The organism is Staphylococcus cohnii species complex 1663, from assembly GCF_041008415.1.
Lineage (GTDB): Bacteria > Bacillota > Bacilli > Staphylococcales > Staphylococcaceae > Staphylococcus > Staphylococcus ureilyticus.
Genome location: NZ_JBFDVL010000004.1, coordinates 116,011 through 135,522 on the forward strand (window position 1 = coordinate 116,011; position 19,512 = coordinate 135,522).

19 protein-coding genes and 1 pseudogene are annotated in these 19,512 nt (G+C 30.1%); 14 read left to right on the forward strand and 6 right to left on the reverse strand.

The genetic code is table 11. The features are described 5' to 3' along the window. The first annotated feature begins 154 nt into the window (after positions 1-154). The 8 genes and pseudogenes from adcA to AB1J10_RS06055 form a co-directional block, all read left to right on the forward strand. A complete protein-coding gene (adcA, locus tag AB1J10_RS06020) occupies positions 155-1,702 on the forward strand; it encodes a zinc ABC transporter substrate-binding lipoprotein AdcA (protein WP_369003050.1) in 1,548 nt (515 codons plus the stop codon). A gap of 183 nt (positions 1,703-1,885) precedes the next feature. Beyond that, positions 1,886-2,401 carry a YceI family protein gene (locus AB1J10_RS06025; RefSeq protein WP_019468826.1) on the forward strand — a complete coding sequence of 172 codons (516 nt, stop codon included), beginning with the start codon at positions 1,886-1,888 and terminating at the stop codon, positions 2,399-2,401. A gap of 115 nt (positions 2,402-2,516) precedes the next feature. Continuing rightward, positions 2,517-3,104, forward strand: a complete 588-nt coding sequence (locus AB1J10_RS06030; RefSeq protein ID WP_019468827.1) for a hypothetical protein — start codon at positions 2,517-2,519, stop codon at positions 3,102-3,104. A gap of 15 nt (positions 3,105-3,119) precedes the next feature. Then, the gene (locus AB1J10_RS06035) at positions 3,120-3,593 is read left to right on the forward strand and encodes an SRPBCC family protein (RefSeq protein ID WP_046207578.1); all 474 of its coding nucleotides are present in this window, start codon (positions 3,120-3,122) and stop codon (positions 3,591-3,593) included. 76 nt (positions 3,594-3,669) lie between these two features. Further along, positions 3,670-3,846, forward strand: coding sequence for a hypothetical protein (locus tag AB1J10_RS06040; RefSeq protein ID WP_046207579.1), 177 nt, complete (start codon positions 3,670-3,672; stop codon positions 3,844-3,846). A 243-nt stretch (positions 3,847-4,089) separates the two neighbouring features. Then, positions 4,090-4,908 carry a formate/nitrite transporter family protein gene (locus AB1J10_RS06045; RefSeq protein WP_026034775.1) on the forward strand — a complete coding sequence of 273 codons (819 nt, stop codon included), beginning with the start codon at positions 4,090-4,092 and terminating at the stop codon, positions 4,906-4,908. Between the two features lie 179 nt (positions 4,909-5,087). After that, positions 5,088-5,624 (forward strand): GNAT family N-acetyltransferase, encoded by a 537-nt coding sequence (locus AB1J10_RS06050; protein ID WP_019468831.1) that lies wholly within the window; start codon positions 5,088-5,090, stop codon positions 5,622-5,624. A gap of 59 nt (positions 5,625-5,683) precedes the next feature. Continuing rightward, positions 5,684-5,878, forward strand: a pseudogene (locus AB1J10_RS06055) (MFS transporter); the annotation flags it as partial. 59 nt (positions 5,879-5,937) lie between these two features. Here AB1J10_RS06055 and AB1J10_RS06060 read toward each other — a convergent pair. The 3 genes from AB1J10_RS06060 to AB1J10_RS06070 all read right to left on the reverse strand — a co-directional run bounded on the left by AB1J10_RS06060 (position 5,938) and on the right by AB1J10_RS06070 (position 7,450). After that, the gene (locus tag AB1J10_RS06060) at positions 5,938-6,369 is read right to left on the reverse strand and encodes an Hsp20/alpha crystallin family protein (RefSeq protein ID WP_107365715.1); all 432 of its coding nucleotides are present in this window, start codon (positions 6,367-6,369) and stop codon (positions 5,938-5,940) included. Positions 6,370-6,410: 41 nt separating this feature from the next. Then, positions 6,411-6,782, reverse strand: a complete 372-nt coding sequence (locus tag AB1J10_RS06065; protein ID WP_070657944.1) for an Hsp20 family protein — start codon at positions 6,780-6,782, stop codon at positions 6,411-6,413. 227 nt (positions 6,783-7,009) lie between these two features. Continuing rightward, positions 7,010-7,450 (reverse strand): MarR family winged helix-turn-helix transcriptional regulator, encoded by a 441-nt coding sequence (locus tag AB1J10_RS06070; RefSeq protein WP_046207582.1) that lies wholly within the window; start codon positions 7,448-7,450, stop codon positions 7,010-7,012. A gap of 394 nt (positions 7,451-7,844) precedes the next feature. Here AB1J10_RS06070 and AB1J10_RS06075 point away from each other — a divergent pair, with 394 nt between their 5' ends. Then, positions 7,845-8,201 (forward strand): DUF3139 domain-containing protein, encoded by a 357-nt coding sequence (locus AB1J10_RS06075; protein WP_019468835.1) that lies wholly within the window; start codon positions 7,845-7,847, stop codon positions 8,199-8,201. Between the two features lie 475 nt (positions 8,202-8,676). Further along, entirely contained in the window at positions 8,677-9,951 is a 1,275-nt protein-coding gene (locus AB1J10_RS06080) for a cation:dicarboxylate symporter family transporter (RefSeq protein ID WP_019468836.1), read from the forward strand. 225 nt (positions 9,952-10,176) lie between these two features. On the opposite strand, the gene AB1J10_RS06085 is transcribed toward AB1J10_RS06080, so the two are convergent. Both AB1J10_RS06085 and rsp read right to left on the reverse strand, forming a co-directional pair. Continuing rightward, positions 10,177-10,518, reverse strand: a complete 342-nt coding sequence (locus AB1J10_RS06085; protein WP_019468837.1) for a DUF4889 domain-containing protein — start codon at positions 10,516-10,518, stop codon at positions 10,177-10,179. A 146-nt stretch (positions 10,519-10,664) separates the two neighbouring features. After that, positions 10,665-12,764, reverse strand: coding sequence for an AraC family transcriptional regulator Rsp (gene rsp / locus AB1J10_RS06090; protein WP_107391306.1), 2,100 nt, complete (start codon positions 12,762-12,764; stop codon positions 10,665-10,667). A gap of 220 nt (positions 12,765-12,984) precedes the next feature. On the opposite strand from rsp, the gene AB1J10_RS06095 reads away from it, so the two are divergent. Further along, positions 12,985-13,560 carry a peptidoglycan recognition protein family protein gene (locus AB1J10_RS06095; RefSeq protein WP_019468838.1) on the forward strand — a complete coding sequence of 192 codons (576 nt, stop codon included), beginning with the start codon at positions 12,985-12,987 and terminating at the stop codon, positions 13,558-13,560. 347 nt (positions 13,561-13,907) lie between these two features. Here AB1J10_RS06095 and AB1J10_RS06100 read toward each other — a convergent pair whose 3' ends face one another. Further along, positions 13,908-14,846 (reverse strand): magnesium transporter CorA family protein, encoded by a 939-nt coding sequence (locus tag AB1J10_RS06100; RefSeq protein WP_046207586.1) that lies wholly within the window; start codon positions 14,844-14,846, stop codon positions 13,908-13,910. A gap of 298 nt (positions 14,847-15,144) precedes the next feature. On the opposite strand from AB1J10_RS06100, the gene AB1J10_RS06105 reads away from it, so the two are divergent. The 3 genes from AB1J10_RS06105 (at position 15,145) to AB1J10_RS06115 (ending at position 19,496) form a co-directional block, all read left to right on the forward strand. Further along, positions 15,145-16,812: a Na/Pi cotransporter family protein gene (locus AB1J10_RS06105; RefSeq protein ID WP_046207587.1), complete on the forward strand. Its 1,668-nt coding sequence runs from the start codon at positions 15,145-15,147 to the stop codon at positions 16,810-16,812. A 339-nt stretch (positions 16,813-17,151) separates the two neighbouring features. After that, positions 17,152-18,168 (forward strand): MsnO8 family LLM class oxidoreductase, encoded by a 1,017-nt coding sequence (locus tag AB1J10_RS06110; RefSeq protein WP_070812615.1) that lies wholly within the window; start codon positions 17,152-17,154, stop codon positions 18,166-18,168. Further along, positions 18,165-19,496, forward strand: coding sequence for an LLM class flavin-dependent oxidoreductase (locus tag AB1J10_RS06115; RefSeq protein ID WP_064209325.1), 1,332 nt, complete (start codon positions 18,165-18,167; stop codon positions 19,494-19,496). Before AB1J10_RS06110 ends, AB1J10_RS06115 begins: the two co-directional genes overlap by 4 nt. The last annotated feature ends 16 nt before the right edge of the window (positions 19,497-19,512 follow it).

Below are 19,512 nucleotides of genomic sequence, written 5' to 3' on the forward strand. Positions count from 1 at the left end.
CATTTAGGAACGGGCTTTTTTAGTTTATATGAAAAAGAAGGACTAACTTATTAAATCGAAACAATTACGAAAAAATCAAAATATGTATTGCATATCTCGAAAAGTACAGTTATAATTTTAAATCGTAATGATTACTATCTGAGGAGGAATAAGAATGAAAAAGTCAATATACATACTGTCATTTGTCATTATATTAGCGATCATCGTTACTGCTTGTAGTGCCACAAAGTCTAACGAATCAAAAGATAATGACAAAATAAAAATTAATACTACTGTATTTCCATTAAAATCATTTGCCAATCAAATAGGTGGAAAGTATGTTTCAGTTAAATCTATTTATCCTACTGGTGCAGATTTACATACATATGAGCCAACACAAAAAGATATTATGAATGCGAGTAAAGCAGATATGTTCCTGTATACAGGTGACGATTTGGATCCTATTGCTAAAAAAGTGGCAGCAACAATTAAAAAGGATGATAAAAAGGTATCGTTAGGAGATAAAATTGATAAAAGCGAATTATTAACTGATCAACACGACGAAGAACATGAAGAACATGAAGAACATGGTCACCATCATGAACATGGACATCATCATGGCGGCTATGACCCTCATGTATGGTTAGACCCAAAATTTAATCAAGTCTTTGCAAAAGAGATCAAAGATAAATTAATAAAGCAAGACCCTAAACACAAATCTTATTATGAAAAGAACTATAATAAGTTGAAAGAAGATTTGATGGGCATAGATCAAAAAATGCAAAACATCACTGAAGATAAGCAAGGTAATACCGTATATATATCACATGAATCTATTGGTTATCTTTCAGAAAGATATGGATTTGTCCAAAAAGGTATACAAAACATGAATGCTGAAGATCCATCTCAAAAAGCATTAGCAAAAATTGTGAAAGAGATTAATGATTCAGGCGCAAAATACATTTTGTATGAAGCCAATGTTTTTAATAAAGTCACAGATACGATTCGCAAAGAAACAAAAGCAAAACCATTGAAGTTTAATAACATGGAGTCATTATCAAAAGAACAAGCAGAAGATAATAAACTGACATATCAATCCCTAATGGAAAAAAATATAAAACATCTTGATATGGCATTAAATGACAATGTTAAAACAGATGATGAACACGCACATAATAAACATGAAAAAGCAATTGCTGATGGCTACTTTAAGGATAGTCAAGTAAAAGATAGAAAATTAACTGATTATGAAGGAGAATGGCAATCAGTTTATCCGTTTTTAAAAGATGGCACGTTAGATGATGTCATGAAACACAAAGCAAAAGAAGATAATCAAATGACTGCAAAAGAATATAAAGCATATTACCAAAAAGGATATAAGACAAATATTAGTAATATAAATATTACGGAGGATACGATTACTTTTAAAAAAGACGGTAAGACCTTAACTGGCCAATACAAATACGATGGGAAAGATATTTTGAAATATGAAAAAGGTAATAGAGGTGTCAGATATTCATTTAAACGAGTAGGCGATAATAAAGATTTACCAAAATATGTACAATTTAGCGATCATAATATTGCACCTAAAAAAGCAGAACATTTCCATATATTTATGGGAGATAATAAACAAAAAGTATTAAAAGAATTAGACAATTGGCCAACATATTACTCAAGTGAATTAACAAAAGCACAAATTAAAAAAGAAATGTTAGCACATTAAAGTCTAAATCAATGTGTGGATTTAAGTGAAATTAATTATTTATATAGATAATGAGTAAAATTTTGTTTTACGGGAATATTTTTCATAGAAACACAAATATGAGCTTTTCTATTGATATATAAAATATACCTGATATAATAAATGTATCAATAGAAAGTTAATAATTTGGAGGTATGAATTTTTATGACAAAATTTAATTTTGATCCAGCACATTCAGTAGTAGAATTTTCAGTTAAACACCTGGTGATTTCAAATATAAAAGGTAGATTTAATGAATTCGAAGCTTCACTTGAAGGAGATTTAAATGATTTAAGTACAATTAAAGGTGGTTTAACAATCAAAGCAGATTCAATTGACACTCGCGTTGGTGATCGTGATAATCACTTAAAAAGTGGTGATTTCTTAGATGTTGAAAACTACCCTGAAATTAAATTTGATGTAACAAAAGTAGATGGAAATTCAGTTACTGGTAATTTAACAATTAAAGATGTAACTGAAGAAGAAACTTTTGAATTATCATATGAAGGTCAAAGTAAAAACCCATTAAATGGAGCTACAACAGCAGGATTCATCGCTAATGGCACAATTAACCGTGAAAAATATGGTGTGACATTTAACCAACCACTTGAAACTGGTGGCGTAATGATTGGTAAGGATATAAACTTCCAAGTAAGCCTTGAATTTGCATTAGAAGATTAATAACAAAAATTATAGTAAAAAGGTCCAAGACTGATGTTTGTCTTGGATCTTTTTTTGTTATATAAAATTTAAAATCTTTTTATGCGGGTATAAAGTATTAAAAAGGGGGATTTCAATGGCAACAATGTTACCTAAAATTGGTCGTCCAGCAACGAATGCGTTAGCTTCGATCGGTATAAATACTTTAGAAGAATTAGCAAAATATGAACGAACTACTATATTAGATACTCATGGCGTAGGACCTAAAGCAATCAGCATATTAGAAAATGCGTTAACAGAAGCAGGACTATCATTTAAAAATGAAGCGGCTTCAGAATTTCCATTTGAAATGGTTGGAGATTTAGGGTGTGATAATGCACCTAAACGGCGAATCATGTTAGATTTTCTAATTGGATCTGCATTAGCTGATAAGAATAAGTTATCACAAACAGTTGTGTCAAATTTCAAGTGGCAAGTGCCTGGTGCTTTTGAATTGAACAGTTTAGATGAATTTCACAATGAAATTGAAGCGCATAAAGTAGATATTAAAAGAATAGAAGTGACGCATAATTTAACACACGGAAAGTTTGGTGCAATGCATGGTACTCAGTTAAATAGTGATGGCACAGCAGTCTACTTTGCGGATTTTATTGAGTTTGAAAGCAATCGTAAAAATGCCAAAATTAAAACAGTGACATCTTATGTAATTATGAATGATGAATAAAAAGGAGCGTTTTAAGTGAGTATAGAAGTAAATGAAAATAAAATTATATTTAAAAGAGATTTTGAAGCAACTGCAGAAGAAATATTTGACGCATATACTGAGCAGTCTTTATTTGAACAATGGTTCCACCCTCAAGGTGCAACAACAAAAGTGTTCGAATTTAATATTGTGACTGGAGGTCAAGCGTTTTTTGCAATATATACTGATCAAGGTACAAGTTATACATTAACAAAGTATAATGAAGTCAAAGCACCTTATTTAATTGATTATAACGATTACTTTACTGATAAAGAAGGTAATATTGATAAAAATATGGCTAGTATGCGTAATGTCATTCAATTAGAACAGAAAGGTGAGAATTCAACACGTATTATATCCACTGCAGAACTACCAGATCCTAAATCAGCACAACAATTACTTGATATGGGTGTAGAAGCGGGTATGAATAGCACATTTGATAATTTAGAAACACTTTTAAAAAATAAATAGTCATAGATATGTAAGAATTGAAACACTTGTACACTTTAGCTTTTAGTTATAATAAAAGTGAAAAGAGGTGAGTGTATTGAATAAACGTTATTTAAAAGTATTAGGGTTATATACGATAAGTACGCTTGTACCAGCTATGATGTTAAATGAAAAATGTTTAAGTAGCAGTACATTCAAATGGTTATTACGTACTTTAACAGGCTATGGTATTTTTGCTTATGGCCTACATATATTAACAAAATTTAAAAAATAACAGCAAGCAGCGCGATTAAGTTAGAGCTATCCACGCTCCAATATGAGCGCTAATTCGTTATGAACTGTCTCTAATATTTGGAGTGAAATAAAGACACTTTCGTTGAATTCACATTAAAAAGAATTTATACGGAGGTGTTTTTTTATGTAAAATAGAAGTACGTCTATTAAATTTGAATAAAAAATAATACAATGAATCTGTAAGTTTGAAATCTAAATATTTTAAAGGGGAAGGGTGTCGATGTTGATAGATAATAATAAAGCCATCAAAGATACATATATGTCAGGCGAAACAATTAAGAACATTAATAATCAAGTTCAAATGAAGGATGTAATGTTTGACCAAACACCTGGACGTTATGCATTAAAATCGATTATGTCTGGATTTTTGTTAGCCATTGTAACAGTTTTCATGCTTGCAATAAAAACACAATTTGATGGTGCAAATGAAGGACTCATTAACTTAATAGGCGCTATTTCATTCAGTTTAGCCTTAGTATTAATCGTACTAACACATTCAGAATTATTAACGAGTAATTTTATGTATTTAACAGTTGGATGGTATTATAAACTTATCGGTATGAACAAGGCTTTACTCATCATGTTAGTATGCTTCTTTTTTAATATTATTGGAGGTTTTGTATTATTTGGGTTAATGAAGTTTACGCCTATAATGACAACGGAAATGGTGACAAGTTTAACAACGCTTGTAGATGGAAAGACCATAGATACGACATGGTATGCCATTTTAGTAAAAGCCATTTTCTGTAATTTCTTCATAAATATTGGAATTTACGTATCAATTCAATTTAAAGATGGTTTATCTAAAGCTTTCTTCATAGCCTGTGGTGTTATTGTCTTTGTATTTATGGGTTATGAACACGTAGTATTTAATGCAGGTTTATATGCTGGTATGGTTTTTTATAATTTTGACGCTGTCGCATGGCTACACGTTTTAAAAAATATAGTCTTTGCTTTTATAGGTAATTATATTGGTGGAGGTATATTTGTTGGGCTGGTTTATGCTTATTTAAACGGTAAACGCGATAGTTTGCGCAGTTGATTTTAAGATAAAGTAGAAAGACAATGCGGTTTCTTTAATGAAATCGTATTGTCTTTTATTTTTTATCTATAAAACAAAAAAATTGACTCATTTATCAAGAAACCATATTGTATTACTGTAAATTAATGTTTGAGATTTAATAAAATGAAGCTTTAAGAGAAACGCTAAGGAGTGACAAAATGTCTGACTATAATATTAGAATTGCTGAAATAGATGATGCTGAAGCATTGCAAAAATTAATGCATGAAGCATTTACACCATTAAGAGAATTAGGTATTGATTGGCCATCTGTCAACGCTAGTGTTGAAATGGTCGAAAAAAATTTACAAACGGGTACGACTTTTGTCTTGGAAAATAACACGGAAATTATTTCAACGATAACTGTACGTTATCCTTGGGAGACAAAACGACGTATTTCTATTTATCCGTTTGTATGGTGGTTTGCTACAAAACCTTCGTATGATGGTCAAGGATTGGGCGGCAAGTTATTAAAATACGTTGAAGAAACCTTCCTTAGAGATACGCTTAAGGTACCAGCAGTGACATTGGGTACATCTGCACGCAAACATCCATGGCTATTAGATATATACAAAAGAAGAGGTTATGAAGTTTATGCGGAACATGAAAATGACGATGGTGATTTAGGCGTTATTATGAGAAAAGTATTAATTCCAGATCGTTTTGATGAAGAAGTATTAGGACAACCGCCATTTTAAGTGATGATATGTAGTAGGGGATTCCTTTAGGTTTTAGTTAAGGGAATTCCCTATTTTTATATTTTAGTAAAGAGGCAGGTACTGCAAATGGTATTGTTTCTATGATGGACGGTTTGGGGGGATTCTTCCCACCGATTGTTATTTCTTATGTCACAATAGTTACAGGTTCCAGTCATTTAGCGTTTTTATTATTAGCGATATTTGGAATTATAGCATTAACAACAATGTCGAGAATGGTTAAAAATGTAAACTAAAACTATAAATTTAATAAAAAAAGCAACACTTCACTTTTAGGAAGTGTTGCTTTTAATGTTTAATCAATTTGAATATTATAAGAAGACTCTTTTTTCTCTTTTTTAGGTAGCGTCACATTTAGCATGCCATTTTCGTAAGCAGCTTTAATGCCATTTTCATCAACATTATCAAATTGATATTGACGTTTTACATCACTAAAGCTGCGTTCTTGATGAATCATGCGTCCATTTTCATCTTCTTTATTATTTTCAAATGCTTGTTTACCTTCTATTGTTAAAACATTATTTTCAAATTGAAGATTAATATTTTCTTTTTTCATACCTGGTAATTCTGCTTCTACTACGTAAGCATCTTCAAGTTCTTTGACATCTGTTTTAATGCTATTACTTCCTGGAAATTGATCGAAAAATTGACGTCCAAAGTCTCTGAATAAATCACTAGGATTTGCATCGAAAAATGAATTATCGAATGGTTTCATATTGAATGCCATAAAGCATCTCTCCTTATATAATAAATTTATTTTGTTACGATTTAATCAATATTAATTTGTTTTTTTGTATGGTTAATAGGTAACGTAACATTTAATATACCATCGTTTAGCATTGCTTTAATATTAGGTTCATCTACATTTTTAAATATAAATTGTCTACTTTGATTATTAAAATTGCGCTCTTTAATCAAGTAATTATCTTGGTTTTGAGTTGTTGTAGAAGTATTTGTAACACTGATTGTTAATGTCTTTTCATCAAATTGAATATCTATATCTTCTTTACTGTAACCTGGCAGTTCAGCCATGACTTGATATGCATCACTTGATTCATATACATCTACGTTAAAATCATGATGCTCGGTTAATAAATTTTCTAGAATATCTGTAGAAAGATTTTGAGTGTTTTGCATCATTTTTCACCTCTCCTTTAACCTTATATTAATATTATAATACATTAGTCAAAGAAAGTCAAAGTCAAACTATGAGCGTTGATTATTCTAAATGTACGATCATATCAAAAATGGCGTATCAATGATTGTTAACATAAGTATAATTAGAAAAAATAAAAAAGAGGCAAGTTTAAGTTTAAAATAGCATAAATAAACTACACACTTTAAACGTTTCTTTGCCTCTTAATATATTAAATTTCTTTAGTGAAATGTTTATTCACAAAATTTTGTAGTGTCTCTTTTAAGTGAACGGCTTCATCGATATCCATATCAAATTCACCAAAAACTTTTCTAGAGACACCGGATAATGAATCTTGAACTTTTGCACCATGTTCGGTAAGTGCAATTTGTAAATTACGTTCATCATCAATCTCACGTGTTCTACTAACAAACCCTTTTTTTTCTAATTTTTTTAGTAATGGTGTTAGCGTACCTGAATCAAGATAAACGCGTTGTCCAAGTGTTTTGATGTTGATTTTTTCATTTTTTTTAATTGCGAGCATAACAATATAACCAGTATATGTTAAATCATACTCTTTTAAATATGAAGTATATTTTTTTATTATTTCTTTTGATGAAACATAAAATAGAAAGCACAGTTGTTCTTCTAAGTAACTTAATTTGTCCTCCATTTAATCACCCCTTTTGAAATTTAACCTTATTATGAACTACGTACATTGTCAAGGAACAGTTGTGTCTTTATTCATAATATTTTTATACTGTTGTGAAAGTGTTATTTGAGTTATTTTATTAATTTCATTCATATTAAAGTTAGGTGAAATTGTCTTGAACGGATTATTCAAAAAGTAATAAAGAATATATGTATATTTTATAATATATACAGTTATACATAAGCGAAAAATTAAGAACATTTTGTTACAAAAGGTAATAATACTTTATAATTTATTTGTTATCGTTCATAATATTAATATTATGAATTTTAATAAGTAGTCTAGGAATTTAAGAGTATGAGGATTAACAATGGAGTATGTATAATAATTGTTTTTACTTAAAAGGAGATAAATAATGAAGACGTTTTTGAAAATACTAGGACTATTAATTATTTCGTTAATTTTGGCTGTAATTTTTTTCTTTGGTTTAAGAACTTATCAAGGTCATAAAAATTTAGAGTTAGTTGATAACTATTTAGATGAAACTCATCTAACTGATAAAATCCAAACAGAGAAAACATTATATAGTGCTAAAAAAGGTTTGTATTATAAAGAAATTAAATTTAAAGATGATTCAGATCATACTTATGTCGTTCAACCGATTAGTACATATAAAGGTATATTGGTGCAAGGTTTTGATCCAGAAACTAAGAAAAATGTCAAAGGCGCAAAACATAATGCTTTTAAAGAAAAATATCAACCTAAAGATTAAAAGTTATTTTTAATGATGTTATTATTTTATAGATTAAAGCAAAACAGGATAAAGTTGGCTGGTACCATATTTATTTATGGCATCAGCCATTTTTTATTAAATGCTTTTATCGTATAGATTACTTTAGTAAAAATTAAAAAACTTAAGCATTTTGAGCACTATTTCAAGTGAAATGTATATAAAAATCATACCGATTTCTTATGTTACTCAAATAAAAAATAGACTAAAAGAGTAGTGGTTTTATTTGTGATTATATCATTATATCTAACTTTTAGTAAGCGATCATAGCGTGATATCATAGTCTTTAACGCCAATTTTGTATATTTGTCAAAATAATTATGTTACTTATATATATATAAAATGAGTAAAAATAAAAATTAAGTGTAATATCAACTCTTTTTGCCGAAAAAATTTATATCTATATAAAAATTATTTTGATATAATTAAGCAATGTCAGAAAAAGGGGAGAAACATCATGGCAATTATAAGAAGAATCAGTTTACCAATGCAAGTTATTATCGCTTTGGTATTAGGTGTTATCGTAGGCCTATTACTTTATGGGCACGATGAAATTGCAAATTACATTAAGCCTTTTGGCGATGTCTTCTTGAATTTAATAAAAATGATTGTAATTCCAGTTGTTTTTTGTTCACTAGCATTATCTATATCCAATGTAGGTGAATCTAAAACAGTGGGACGTTACGGTTTTAAAACAATTTTATATTTTGAAATTATAACAACAATAGCTATAGGACTAGGTATACTTTTTGCGAATATATTTAAACCAGGGAAAGGTTTAGATCCAGATAAATTACCCAAAGGTGATATTTCAACATATGAATCCTCGGCAAAAGCTGCCGAATCATCTACATATGGAAATCACTTTATCGATACAATTGTAAACATTGTGCCTCAAAATCTTTTCGAGGCATTGACTTCAGGTGAATTACTACCAATCATTTTCTTTGCAGTGTTTTTTGGTGTTGCATTATCAGCAATTGGTAAAAAAGCAGAACCTGTAAAAGCGGTTTTAAGTGGTTCATTAGAAGCTGTGTTTTGGATGATTAATAAAATATTGAAATTAGCACCTATTGGCGTATTCGCATTTATTTGTACGACAATTATGACTTTTGGTGCTTCAGCATTAATACCATTATTAAAATTACTATTAGTGGTTATCGGTGCAATGATATTCTTTATTATTGTTGTACTTGGTATCGTAGCTAGATTATGCGGTATTAGTATTTTCTCTATTATTAAAATACTAAAAAATGAACTAGTATTAGCATTTTCAACATCAAGTTCTGAATCTGTGTTACCAATAATAATGAAAAAAATGGAAAACTTTGGTTCTCCAAAAGATATTACTTCATTTGTAGTACCAATTGGATATACATTTAACCTTGATGGATCTGCATTATATCAATCAATAGCAGCCTTATTTGTTGCTCAGATGTATGGCATCGATATGTCCATCGGCCAACAAATCATGTTAATGGTTACTTTGATGGTTGCTTCAAAAGGTATGGCGGGCGTACCAGGAGTATCAATTGTAGTACTTATTACAACATTGACAACAATGGGATTACCAGCTGAAGGACTGGCATTGATTATCGGTGTCGATAGACTATTAGATATGGTACGAACTTGTGTAAATGTATTAGGTAACGCATTATCTACCATTGTTATTGCAAAATGGGAAAATGCTTATGACAAAGAGAAAGGTCAAGCCTATCTAAAATCGATATAAACTAAATTAAAATTCTGACATTTTGCACTGAATAGAAAATAAATCTATTCAGTGCTTTTTTGTTAATTACGGTTATATTATGTTAATTATAAAACAACAACAGTAGGATGTTTTTGAAAACAAGTGATGGGTTAAACAAAATTAATGTTATTTAAGGCACAAACAGCCCCATAAGCACTTCTAAGAAATGCTTATGGGGCTGATTTGTGACGCGGTTTTACTTATTTACATGCCTTTCATGTCCATATCGTGAATTTTCATCATTAGACCATGCGGAATGTCATCGTGATCAACGACTTCCATTTTACTATAAGTGTCTTCGTCCTCAGATTTAATAAGTTTTACAAAATCACCTTTTTTAGGATTAAATCCTGATTTAGAAGGTATTTTTACATTTTCCTCTACTTCATGGTCTTTTTCACTCACTACTTTATCAGCAGTTGTACTATTTTTCATGTAGCCGAAGTATGTCTCTTTTTGACCACCAGAAACCATCATAATAACTAAGACAATAGCTACAATCACCATTACTGCACTGATAATAATTGCAAACATTTTATTTTTCAAAATTAGATTCTCCTTTATATATCTTTACTTCAGTTATATCTGATATTTTAGCATAATGCAATTGAAGTATAAGCGATGACAAAACTTTTAAATTAAATTGTGCTAATATGTACTTATTTTTAAAGTTTCATGTCTATGCTGCACTATTATTTATTTGTAGGTGATAAGCGAATGTATTTCACCTCATCTCGACTAATATCAAACTCAATAGGTGTGTGTGGATAGGTAGTGTGTCGTAATTCTGATTTCGGCATATTTGAACGTTCTATATTTTTTAACAGTGATTGTTCAATGAAAATATCATTAAATATAGGAGGTAAAGCATAATCTATAAAACCATGTTCTCTATTTAACGTACGTATAAATAAAATTAATTTTGAAATAATTGTTTGTTGTTTTAATATAAACTTTCGCTTGTTTAAAGTTGTGTGCGTATTGGCATTAAATAATAGTAAATGTGTACATTGTTTATCTTTTGCAACTAAATAATTAGGTTGTATTAATATCGCTTTTCCATAAAATGGCTTTAAGAATTGCATTATATATACAATGGGTTCATATATGCCGTGATGATTCATTAATGCAACGTCATATATACATTTATTCATTAGTTCATAGCCAACAGCAGAACCATTTTTAATCAATTGTATTGTATGTTGCATAATTTCTGATATTCCTAAAGGCGCTTTTTGATTATATTGAGTGAAGTGATTTTTAGTAAGTTTTGAGTACACACATTTATTAGGTTGTAGCTTAGAAAGTGTGACGAATTTATTATAATAATCACTATAACTTGATACATTATCGAATTGATGGCTATGCTTTAATAACATTGTACGTAATTCGCTACGTTCTACATCAATAAAATTAAAGTCAAAATTAAATCTATGTAAGAGTGTAAAAGTGTGTTTAAGGCTTTGAGTTTGGGTTAACACGCCTTCTACATTGATTGCTAATTTGATATTAATATTTAAACTTCTGACTTTAATGTACAATCTGTTTATATCATTTAACTTTAAGTATTCTGAATCAAATAGAATCATAAAGTTATACATATTACCATTAGCATGATATTTAGGTTTGAATATTAAAAATTGGGAAATCACTTGTTCTATTTTTTTATATTCTTCCATGGATTTAATTCTAATAACTACGCCTATACAGTTAGAAAAAATAGCATCGATTAAATTGACAATCCCATTTAAATTGAGTGAAGCTGATGCTAGATTGCTCACATTATTTATAAGTAAATAGCAGTTTGTAAGGTCACTAAAATTAAGTTTTTGATTTAAATTTGTTTGAATTATATCCATTAGATTATCAATATGAATAAAGATGGTAGGTTGTTTTGCCAAATCATTATACTTTAAGTGGTCTAAATTGATAATTTCGTTATCAAGTGATTGATTATGGTCATCTAAGTAGGCTTTGAAATAGTGTGAATATCCGCTAATATCAGTAGTTAATAACGTAATAGGATTATTGTGCAATATATTAAGCTTTTTTCTGTAAGCAAGCGGTGTTAACTTGAGATGATATTTGAATTGATGAGTATAGTTAGCATAATGATTGAAACCCATATTTTCAGAAATAAGATAAATGGTTTTGTTACTATTAATAAGTTCATTAAGAGAAAGCGCAATTTTTAAACTTACTACATAATGTTTAAAGCTAATACCTAAATATTTTTTAAATAAAATCGATATGTATGAACTAGAAATATAAAAAATTGAAGAAATTTCTTTGGACATGATATGTTGTGTAATGTGCTTTTGAATATAATCTGATATTTTATTTAAAAGTTCATTTTCAGAATGTATTGTCGGTATATAAGCATAATCAGTTGATTTTTTAGTTTCTTGCTCTAAGGTAGAAATAAGCTCAGTTAATTGAGGTAATTCCATTGAATTCATAGTATTTAATTTTTCAATCATGTTTAGTATTAAATACTTCAAGTATTCTTGAGCATGCAATGCTTTTGCATCATAATAACAATTAAAAAATAATTGATTAAGCGGGATGATTTGTTGTATTGGTATTTTTAGTTCAACAAGTTGTTCTGCGTGAGTTATACAAAATAAATCACTATGATTGATGATAGCGATATTGTTTTCAACCGAAGTTTGTTTACCATTAATATTGATATTCAATTTACTATTTAATGAAAATAACAGTATGACTTGGTTGATACAACGTTGCGTGTCTGTAGTTAAAAAATCGTGGATACATAATGTGGCATGTTCCATTCTATCTAGCAACTCCTGATAACATATTGTTATATTGACTAAATTACATTATATAATAAATAGTTGTGAATATTAATATATTAAATATAACTATTTTCTTATTTCAAGCGCTAATTCAATCGATAAAATTAAATTGTGTACACCATTAAATTTGGAAAAAAGAAATTAAACGAACTAATGATGAAAAATTTAAATATTTAAATATTAAAGAGGGAAAATAATGGAGCATATATACTCAAATTATTATGAAATAGAAGAGAAAATCACTGAACGAAAAAAAGATATTTTAGGTGTCGTTCTACACGATGATGCCGAAAATTATTCTGCCAAAAATTACATTACATGGTTAAATAAGCGCATTGAAAAAAACGAATTAGAAAAAGGATGGGCGAGCGTCTACATCGACCAAGACACATGTTACTGGTTTCATCCAACACAATATACTGAATGGCACTGCGGAAATATATTTGCCAATACGCATTATATTGGTATCGAGAGATGTCAGTCTAAAATCAATGGTATATTAACAGATAGTGCATTTATGAAGGTAGAAGAGGTTAGCTTTTGGCTAGCAGCTGCAATTTTAAAGAAATATCAATTACCTGTTAATAGAGAAACAGTAAGAATCCATAAAGAATTTTATGATACTGAGTGTCCAGCAAGATCGTGGTTAATTCATTTGGAACAAGCTTCAAGCACATTGGAAAACATGAATAGATTGAAAGATTATTTTATCTATAAAATAAAATATTATTACGATGATATTACTAAAGAAGATATTATGCCTTTAGGTTAAGGCCAGTATCAAATTAAAGTCAGCTAATATTCATTTTTACCATCAGCAAAAAATAGTTTGGATTATAATATTTAAAAACGTCAATTCTAATCATATAGAAATTGACGTTTTTATTTTTGAAAATTAACCTGATGTGACAAGCTATTCTCAATATATAAATTTTAATAAAAAAAGTGAAATAAATTTAAAAGGCATGTCTCCTAAATTTTTGAGGAAACAAGCTTTTAGAATATTACAGAAAACCAAAGTACAAATTTCAAGATTCAGTACAATAACACATGATAGAATCTTTCATATTGAGCATAAGCTTTATATCTAGTTATTTTTAAATGTGTGTTTGCTCTATATCAAAACTTTTGCTTTCGCCATAGAAATGCACCTACACATGAAACGATAATTAGTGAAATAGCGATCACGATAACCCAAGAGACATAGCTATGTTCATCAATAGGTAATGGAACATTCATGCCGAAAAAGCTAAATACTAAAGTTGGTAATGTTAAAAAGACAGTAAATAATGTCAATGTTTTCATCGTATTATTCATTTCATTTGAAAGTAGTGATGCATATGAAGTTGTAATACTTTCTAATATATCCGTGTATAATCTTGTGGTCTCTAAAGCTTGATTATTTTCGATGACTAAATCTTCCAACAAATCTTCATCTTCTTCAAATCGTTTAATTGCAGGTAATCTGAAAAGTTTCTTTACTATCGTTTCATTACCTTTTAATGCTGCTAAGAAATAAACTAAACTCTTTTCAACTTCCATTAAATTATATAGTTGTTTGTTTGTAACATTATTTTTTAAATCACGTTCTATACGTAATCTCGTTTTATTTAATAATCTAAGGTTTCTATTATAATGATTCGCGATCGTTAATAATATATTGAGCGCGAATCGGCTATGAAAATGTAAATTTAAATTTTGATGGCTAAATTTTTCTAGAAATTCGTTCTCCACATTACATACAGTAAATATTTTTTTATTACCAATAATAATACCTAGAGGAATTGTTATAAACGAGAGCACATTAAGATTTGTATCATTAACAACTGGCAAATCAAGGATTATGAGGGAATAGCCTGTTTCTTCATCGTATTCAACACGAGAACTTTCCTCAGTATCTAGAGGGTCTCTAATAAAATCTTCTGGTAAATGGTATAAATCTATTAAATGTTCTATTTCTTCCCAATTTGGGTCAACGACATTGATCCATGAAGCATCATGGTCTAAAGTTGATGTTATTATTTCTTGTGTTTGAGTATGTTTATAAGCAGTAATCACAATACAAATCTTCCCTTCATTAAATTCTTAATTATATTAGCGAAGATTAGAGCGGTTGACAAGTATCTTTCAATTTTAATTGTAATACTTATAAAAAGAATTAATTTAAGGATATTATAAGTATCATATTGTAAAATCTGCATGGTTAACGAATTTGGAAAGGTTTGCATGTATTGGTGAAATAAGATTACAGAAATGTTGAGAAAATACGATGTAATTTTAATGATAAATTAACATTAGCTTAACAAAAATTAGTTATACTTCACATAGTTTACAAATATTTTAAAGAGGTGTAACGATGGATTCTTCTGTAATGGAGATTATTTTTACCTTTATTGGTGGATTAGGTATTTTTCTATATGGTATTAAACAAATGGGAGACGGTTTACAAGCCGCAGCTGGTGATAGATTAAGAAGCATTTTAAATACTTTTACAAGTAACCCTTTAATGGGTGTCTTGGCTGGTATGATTGTAACGATATTAATTCAAAGTAGTTCGGGCACAACAGTAATTACTATAGGTCTTGTTAGTGCAGGCTTTATGACAATGCGTCAGGCAATTGGAGTAGTTATGGGAGCGAATATTGGTACTACAGTTACTGCATTTATTATAGGTATTGATATCGGTGAGTATTCGCTGCCAATTTTAGCAATTGGTGCATTTCTAATTTTCTTTATTCAAAAACGTAAAGTGAAAAATGTGGGTATGATTTTATTTGGTTTTGGTGCATTGTTCTATGGTTTAGAACTTATGAGTGGTGCAGTTAAACCCTTAGCAAATTTAGACTCTTTTAAACAAATTATGTTAGATATGTCTTCGAATCCATTATATGGTGTGGTAGCAGGTACATTATTAACAGTAATTATCCAAAGTTCAAGTGCCACAATTGGTATTTTACAAGGATTCTTTGCCAATGATTTAATTAGTTTACACGGTGCACTTCCTGTACTTTTAGGCGATAATATTGGTACGACAATCACGGCAGTACTTGCCAGTTTAGCAGGCTCGTTGGCGGCAAAACGTGTGGCAGCTGTACATGTACTCTTCAATGTAATTGGCGCTATCATTTTCTTAATAATCATGCCTCTCTATCAATTAGTTATTGAATGGATGCAAGGGATTATGAATTTAAAGCCTGAAATGGTTATTGCATTTGCACACGGTACGTTCAATGTAACAAACACAATTATTCAATTGCCATTTATTTTCATCCTAGCATGGATAGTGACGAAGTTAGTACCAGGCGAAGACTTGAATGAAAAATATAAACCAAGAATGTTAGATAAAAATTTAATCAACAGAGCTCCTAACATCGCGTTACAAGAAGCTCAAGATGAAATTCAAAATATAGGTCATATGACTTTCGATATGTTTAGATATGCTAAGAACTATGATGATAAAACAGAAAAAGATATAATTCAGAAGCATGCAGCTGTGGAAAGTATGTATGACAATGTAAGACAATATTTAACAAAAATCTCTGAGAAGAAGATATCCAAACAAGATGCAGAAAGAATGTCTGTGTTATTCGATGTTAATCGAACGTTTATTAAAGTAGCAAGTTTAACAGAAGCTTATTTATTGGATTTAAAGAAAAAAGAAACAGAATCAATTCAAATATCTGCAAAAGCAGAACAAAGTATTGAAAGACTATATGACCATGTCGATGCGTCACTTGAAAAAACAATTGATATGTTTAACGTATATGACAGAGTTAAAAAAGATGAAATCGTTCGTTTGAGTAACGATTCGTATACATTAGAACATGATCTTAGGAAGAAACATATCAAGCGCTTAAGTTCTGGAGAATGTTCTTTAGAAGGTGGTTTGCTATATCTAGATATGATAGCTATCTTAGAGCGTATTGGTTACCATTCTAGAAACATTTCAGAATCTATGATTGATATAGATAATATTGAACATGAGGATGATGAAGTGGAACATACTTTGGGTTGGTCATATTAAAAAGTTATTTTAACCACAATGTATGCAAAATTTAATATCATATAATGAGGCAAGCCATAACAGAAATAAATTTTATGCTTAGTCTTTTAAATTAGAGCGGAATAACATCACTTTATTAAAGGGTGATGTTACTCTGCTCTTTTTTTATGAGAAAAGTGTACTTGGTTAACAATTTTCAATTTAAATGATAAATGGTATGTAAAAAATGGAGTACTCGAGATGGCAAAAGCAATCCCTCTCTTAATCCTTAGTAAAACGATAAGGATACTTGACAAAATGTTACCGTGAGCATAAGATTGAAACTAATATAATTTTCAGAAATCGATTGGGGGATTGTTTATGACATCTATTAGTATACTTGATCAAAGTCCGATAGATCATAATGAAGCAGTTAGCGACGGGATAAAGAGAACAGTTGAACTCGCTCAATTAGCAGAAAACCTGAATTATACAAGATATTTTGTTGCAGAGCATCATAATATACAAGAAGTCGTTGGTACGAGTCCTGAAATATTAGTTACACATCTATTAAACCAAACAAGTAGAATAAACATTGGTTCTGGTGGGGTTATGCTACAGCATTATAGTCCTTTTAAAGTGATTGAGCAGTTTCATTTTATGAGCCAAATCGCTCCGGGAAGAGTAGATTTAGGTATAGGTAAAGCACCTGGTGGTTTTCCTCTAGCGACACAAGCATTGCAAGAAGATATCAAAAGTTCACCTACATCTTTCAATGATAAATTTCATCTATTAAATCAATTTAATAATGGAAACTTTCCTAAAGAAAATCCATATTCAAATTTAAAAACAACGATTCGTAATAAAGAGGTTGAAAAACCACATGTTTTTCTTTTAGGTGGCAGTGAACGATCAGCGCGTTTTGCAGCAGAAGAAAAAGTAGGATTTATTTATGCATATTTTTTGAATTCGGATAATGAACTTTTACAAAAAGCCATTCGTACATACAAAGCATTTTACCCTGAGGGGAGAATCATTGTTGCCTTGGCTGCTGTTGTATCGAATAGCGAAGCGGAGTACGCATTAATTGAAGAAGGGCGTACAAACTATGTTTTACACTTTGATGACGGTCAAAAATTAACGGTATCAAGTGAACACCAAATTGATGATTTTAAAAAGCAAAGTTCAAGGACATTTGAAATTGAAGCACAACAAATAGAGGTATTTAATGGTACAGCTGAGTCCATAAAACAACAGATTCATGAATTAAATATAGATGATGAAGTTGATGAATTTATGTTTCATATGCCCGTTCAAAATCATTCATTACGATTAAAAACAGTAGAGCAATTAGCGCGTGTATATAAAAAATCGACTTTGAAAGCAGGGGTAAAATGACAAATAAAAAAATAGATTTTGGAATTATGTTGAACGGTCCTGGTAGTCATATGCATGCTTGGAAATCAAGTGAGGTTCCAAGTGATGCAAGTACAAATTTTGAATTTCAACTTGAAATTGCTCGCAAAGCAGAAAAAGCTGGCTTCAGTTTCGTTTTTGTAGCAGATGGATTATATATCAATGAAAAATCGATACCACATTTTTTAGATAGACATGAACCTTTAACATTTTTAGCAGCTCTTGCTCCTATAACGCAGCAAATTGGATTAGTTGGTACGATTTCAACTTCGTATAGTGAACCGTTCACAGTGGCCAGACAACTTTCAACCATTGATAACATTAGTAAAGGTCGTGCAGGCTGGAATGTGGTAACTTCGCCTTTAGCTGGGAGTGCTGACAATTATAGTAAAGGAGATCATCCAGAACATGATGTTCGATATGATATTGCTGAAGAACATATCCAAGTTGTACAAGGATTATGGGATTCGTACGAAGATGACGCGTTTACGTTCGATGTTGAAAATGGTGAATATGTTGATAAAAGTAAAATGCATACTTTAGATTACAAAGGTCAATATTTCCAAGTTAAAGGTCCTTTGAATGCAAGTCGGTCAGAACAAGGACAACCTGTTATATTCCAAGCAGGAGCTTCTCCTAAAGGACAGGCATATGCAGCTAAATATGCTGATGCCGTTTTTACACTTGGTGAGTCACTTGAAATTGCTAAAAGTAATTATGACAGTATTAAAAAACAAGCCCAAGCATTTGAGCGTAATCCCGACCATGTTAAAGTCTATCCAATGCTAGCACCAGTCATTGGAAAAGATAAAGCCGAAGTAGAGCGACGATTAAATGAACTTAAATCATTAGCAACAATTGAAGAGGCTTTAGACTACTTGGGAAGATATTATGATCACCATGACTTTACTCAATACGAATTAGATGCACCATTTCCAGAGTTAGGTGACGTAGGGAAAAATAGTTTTCGTGCAACTACTGATGCAATTGCTGAACGTGCGAAATCACAAAATTTAACGTTAAGAGAAGTTGCTCTAGAAGAAACTGTAAGACGTTCACCATTTACAGGCACTTATGAAGAAGTAGCAGCATTAATAATTGAATGGTTTGAACAAGGTGCAGCAGATGGCTTTATCTTTGGACCACATGTCTATGGTGAAATATATGATGAATTTTTAAGAGAAGTGTTACCTATATTAGAAACAAAAGGTTATTATTCGAAATCTTATGAAGGTAGTACATTACGTGATCATCTTGGTATTCCGTTTAAAGAAAATCGATATCGAAACACAAAAGTAGAGCATATCTAATCTAAATGATTTTTAA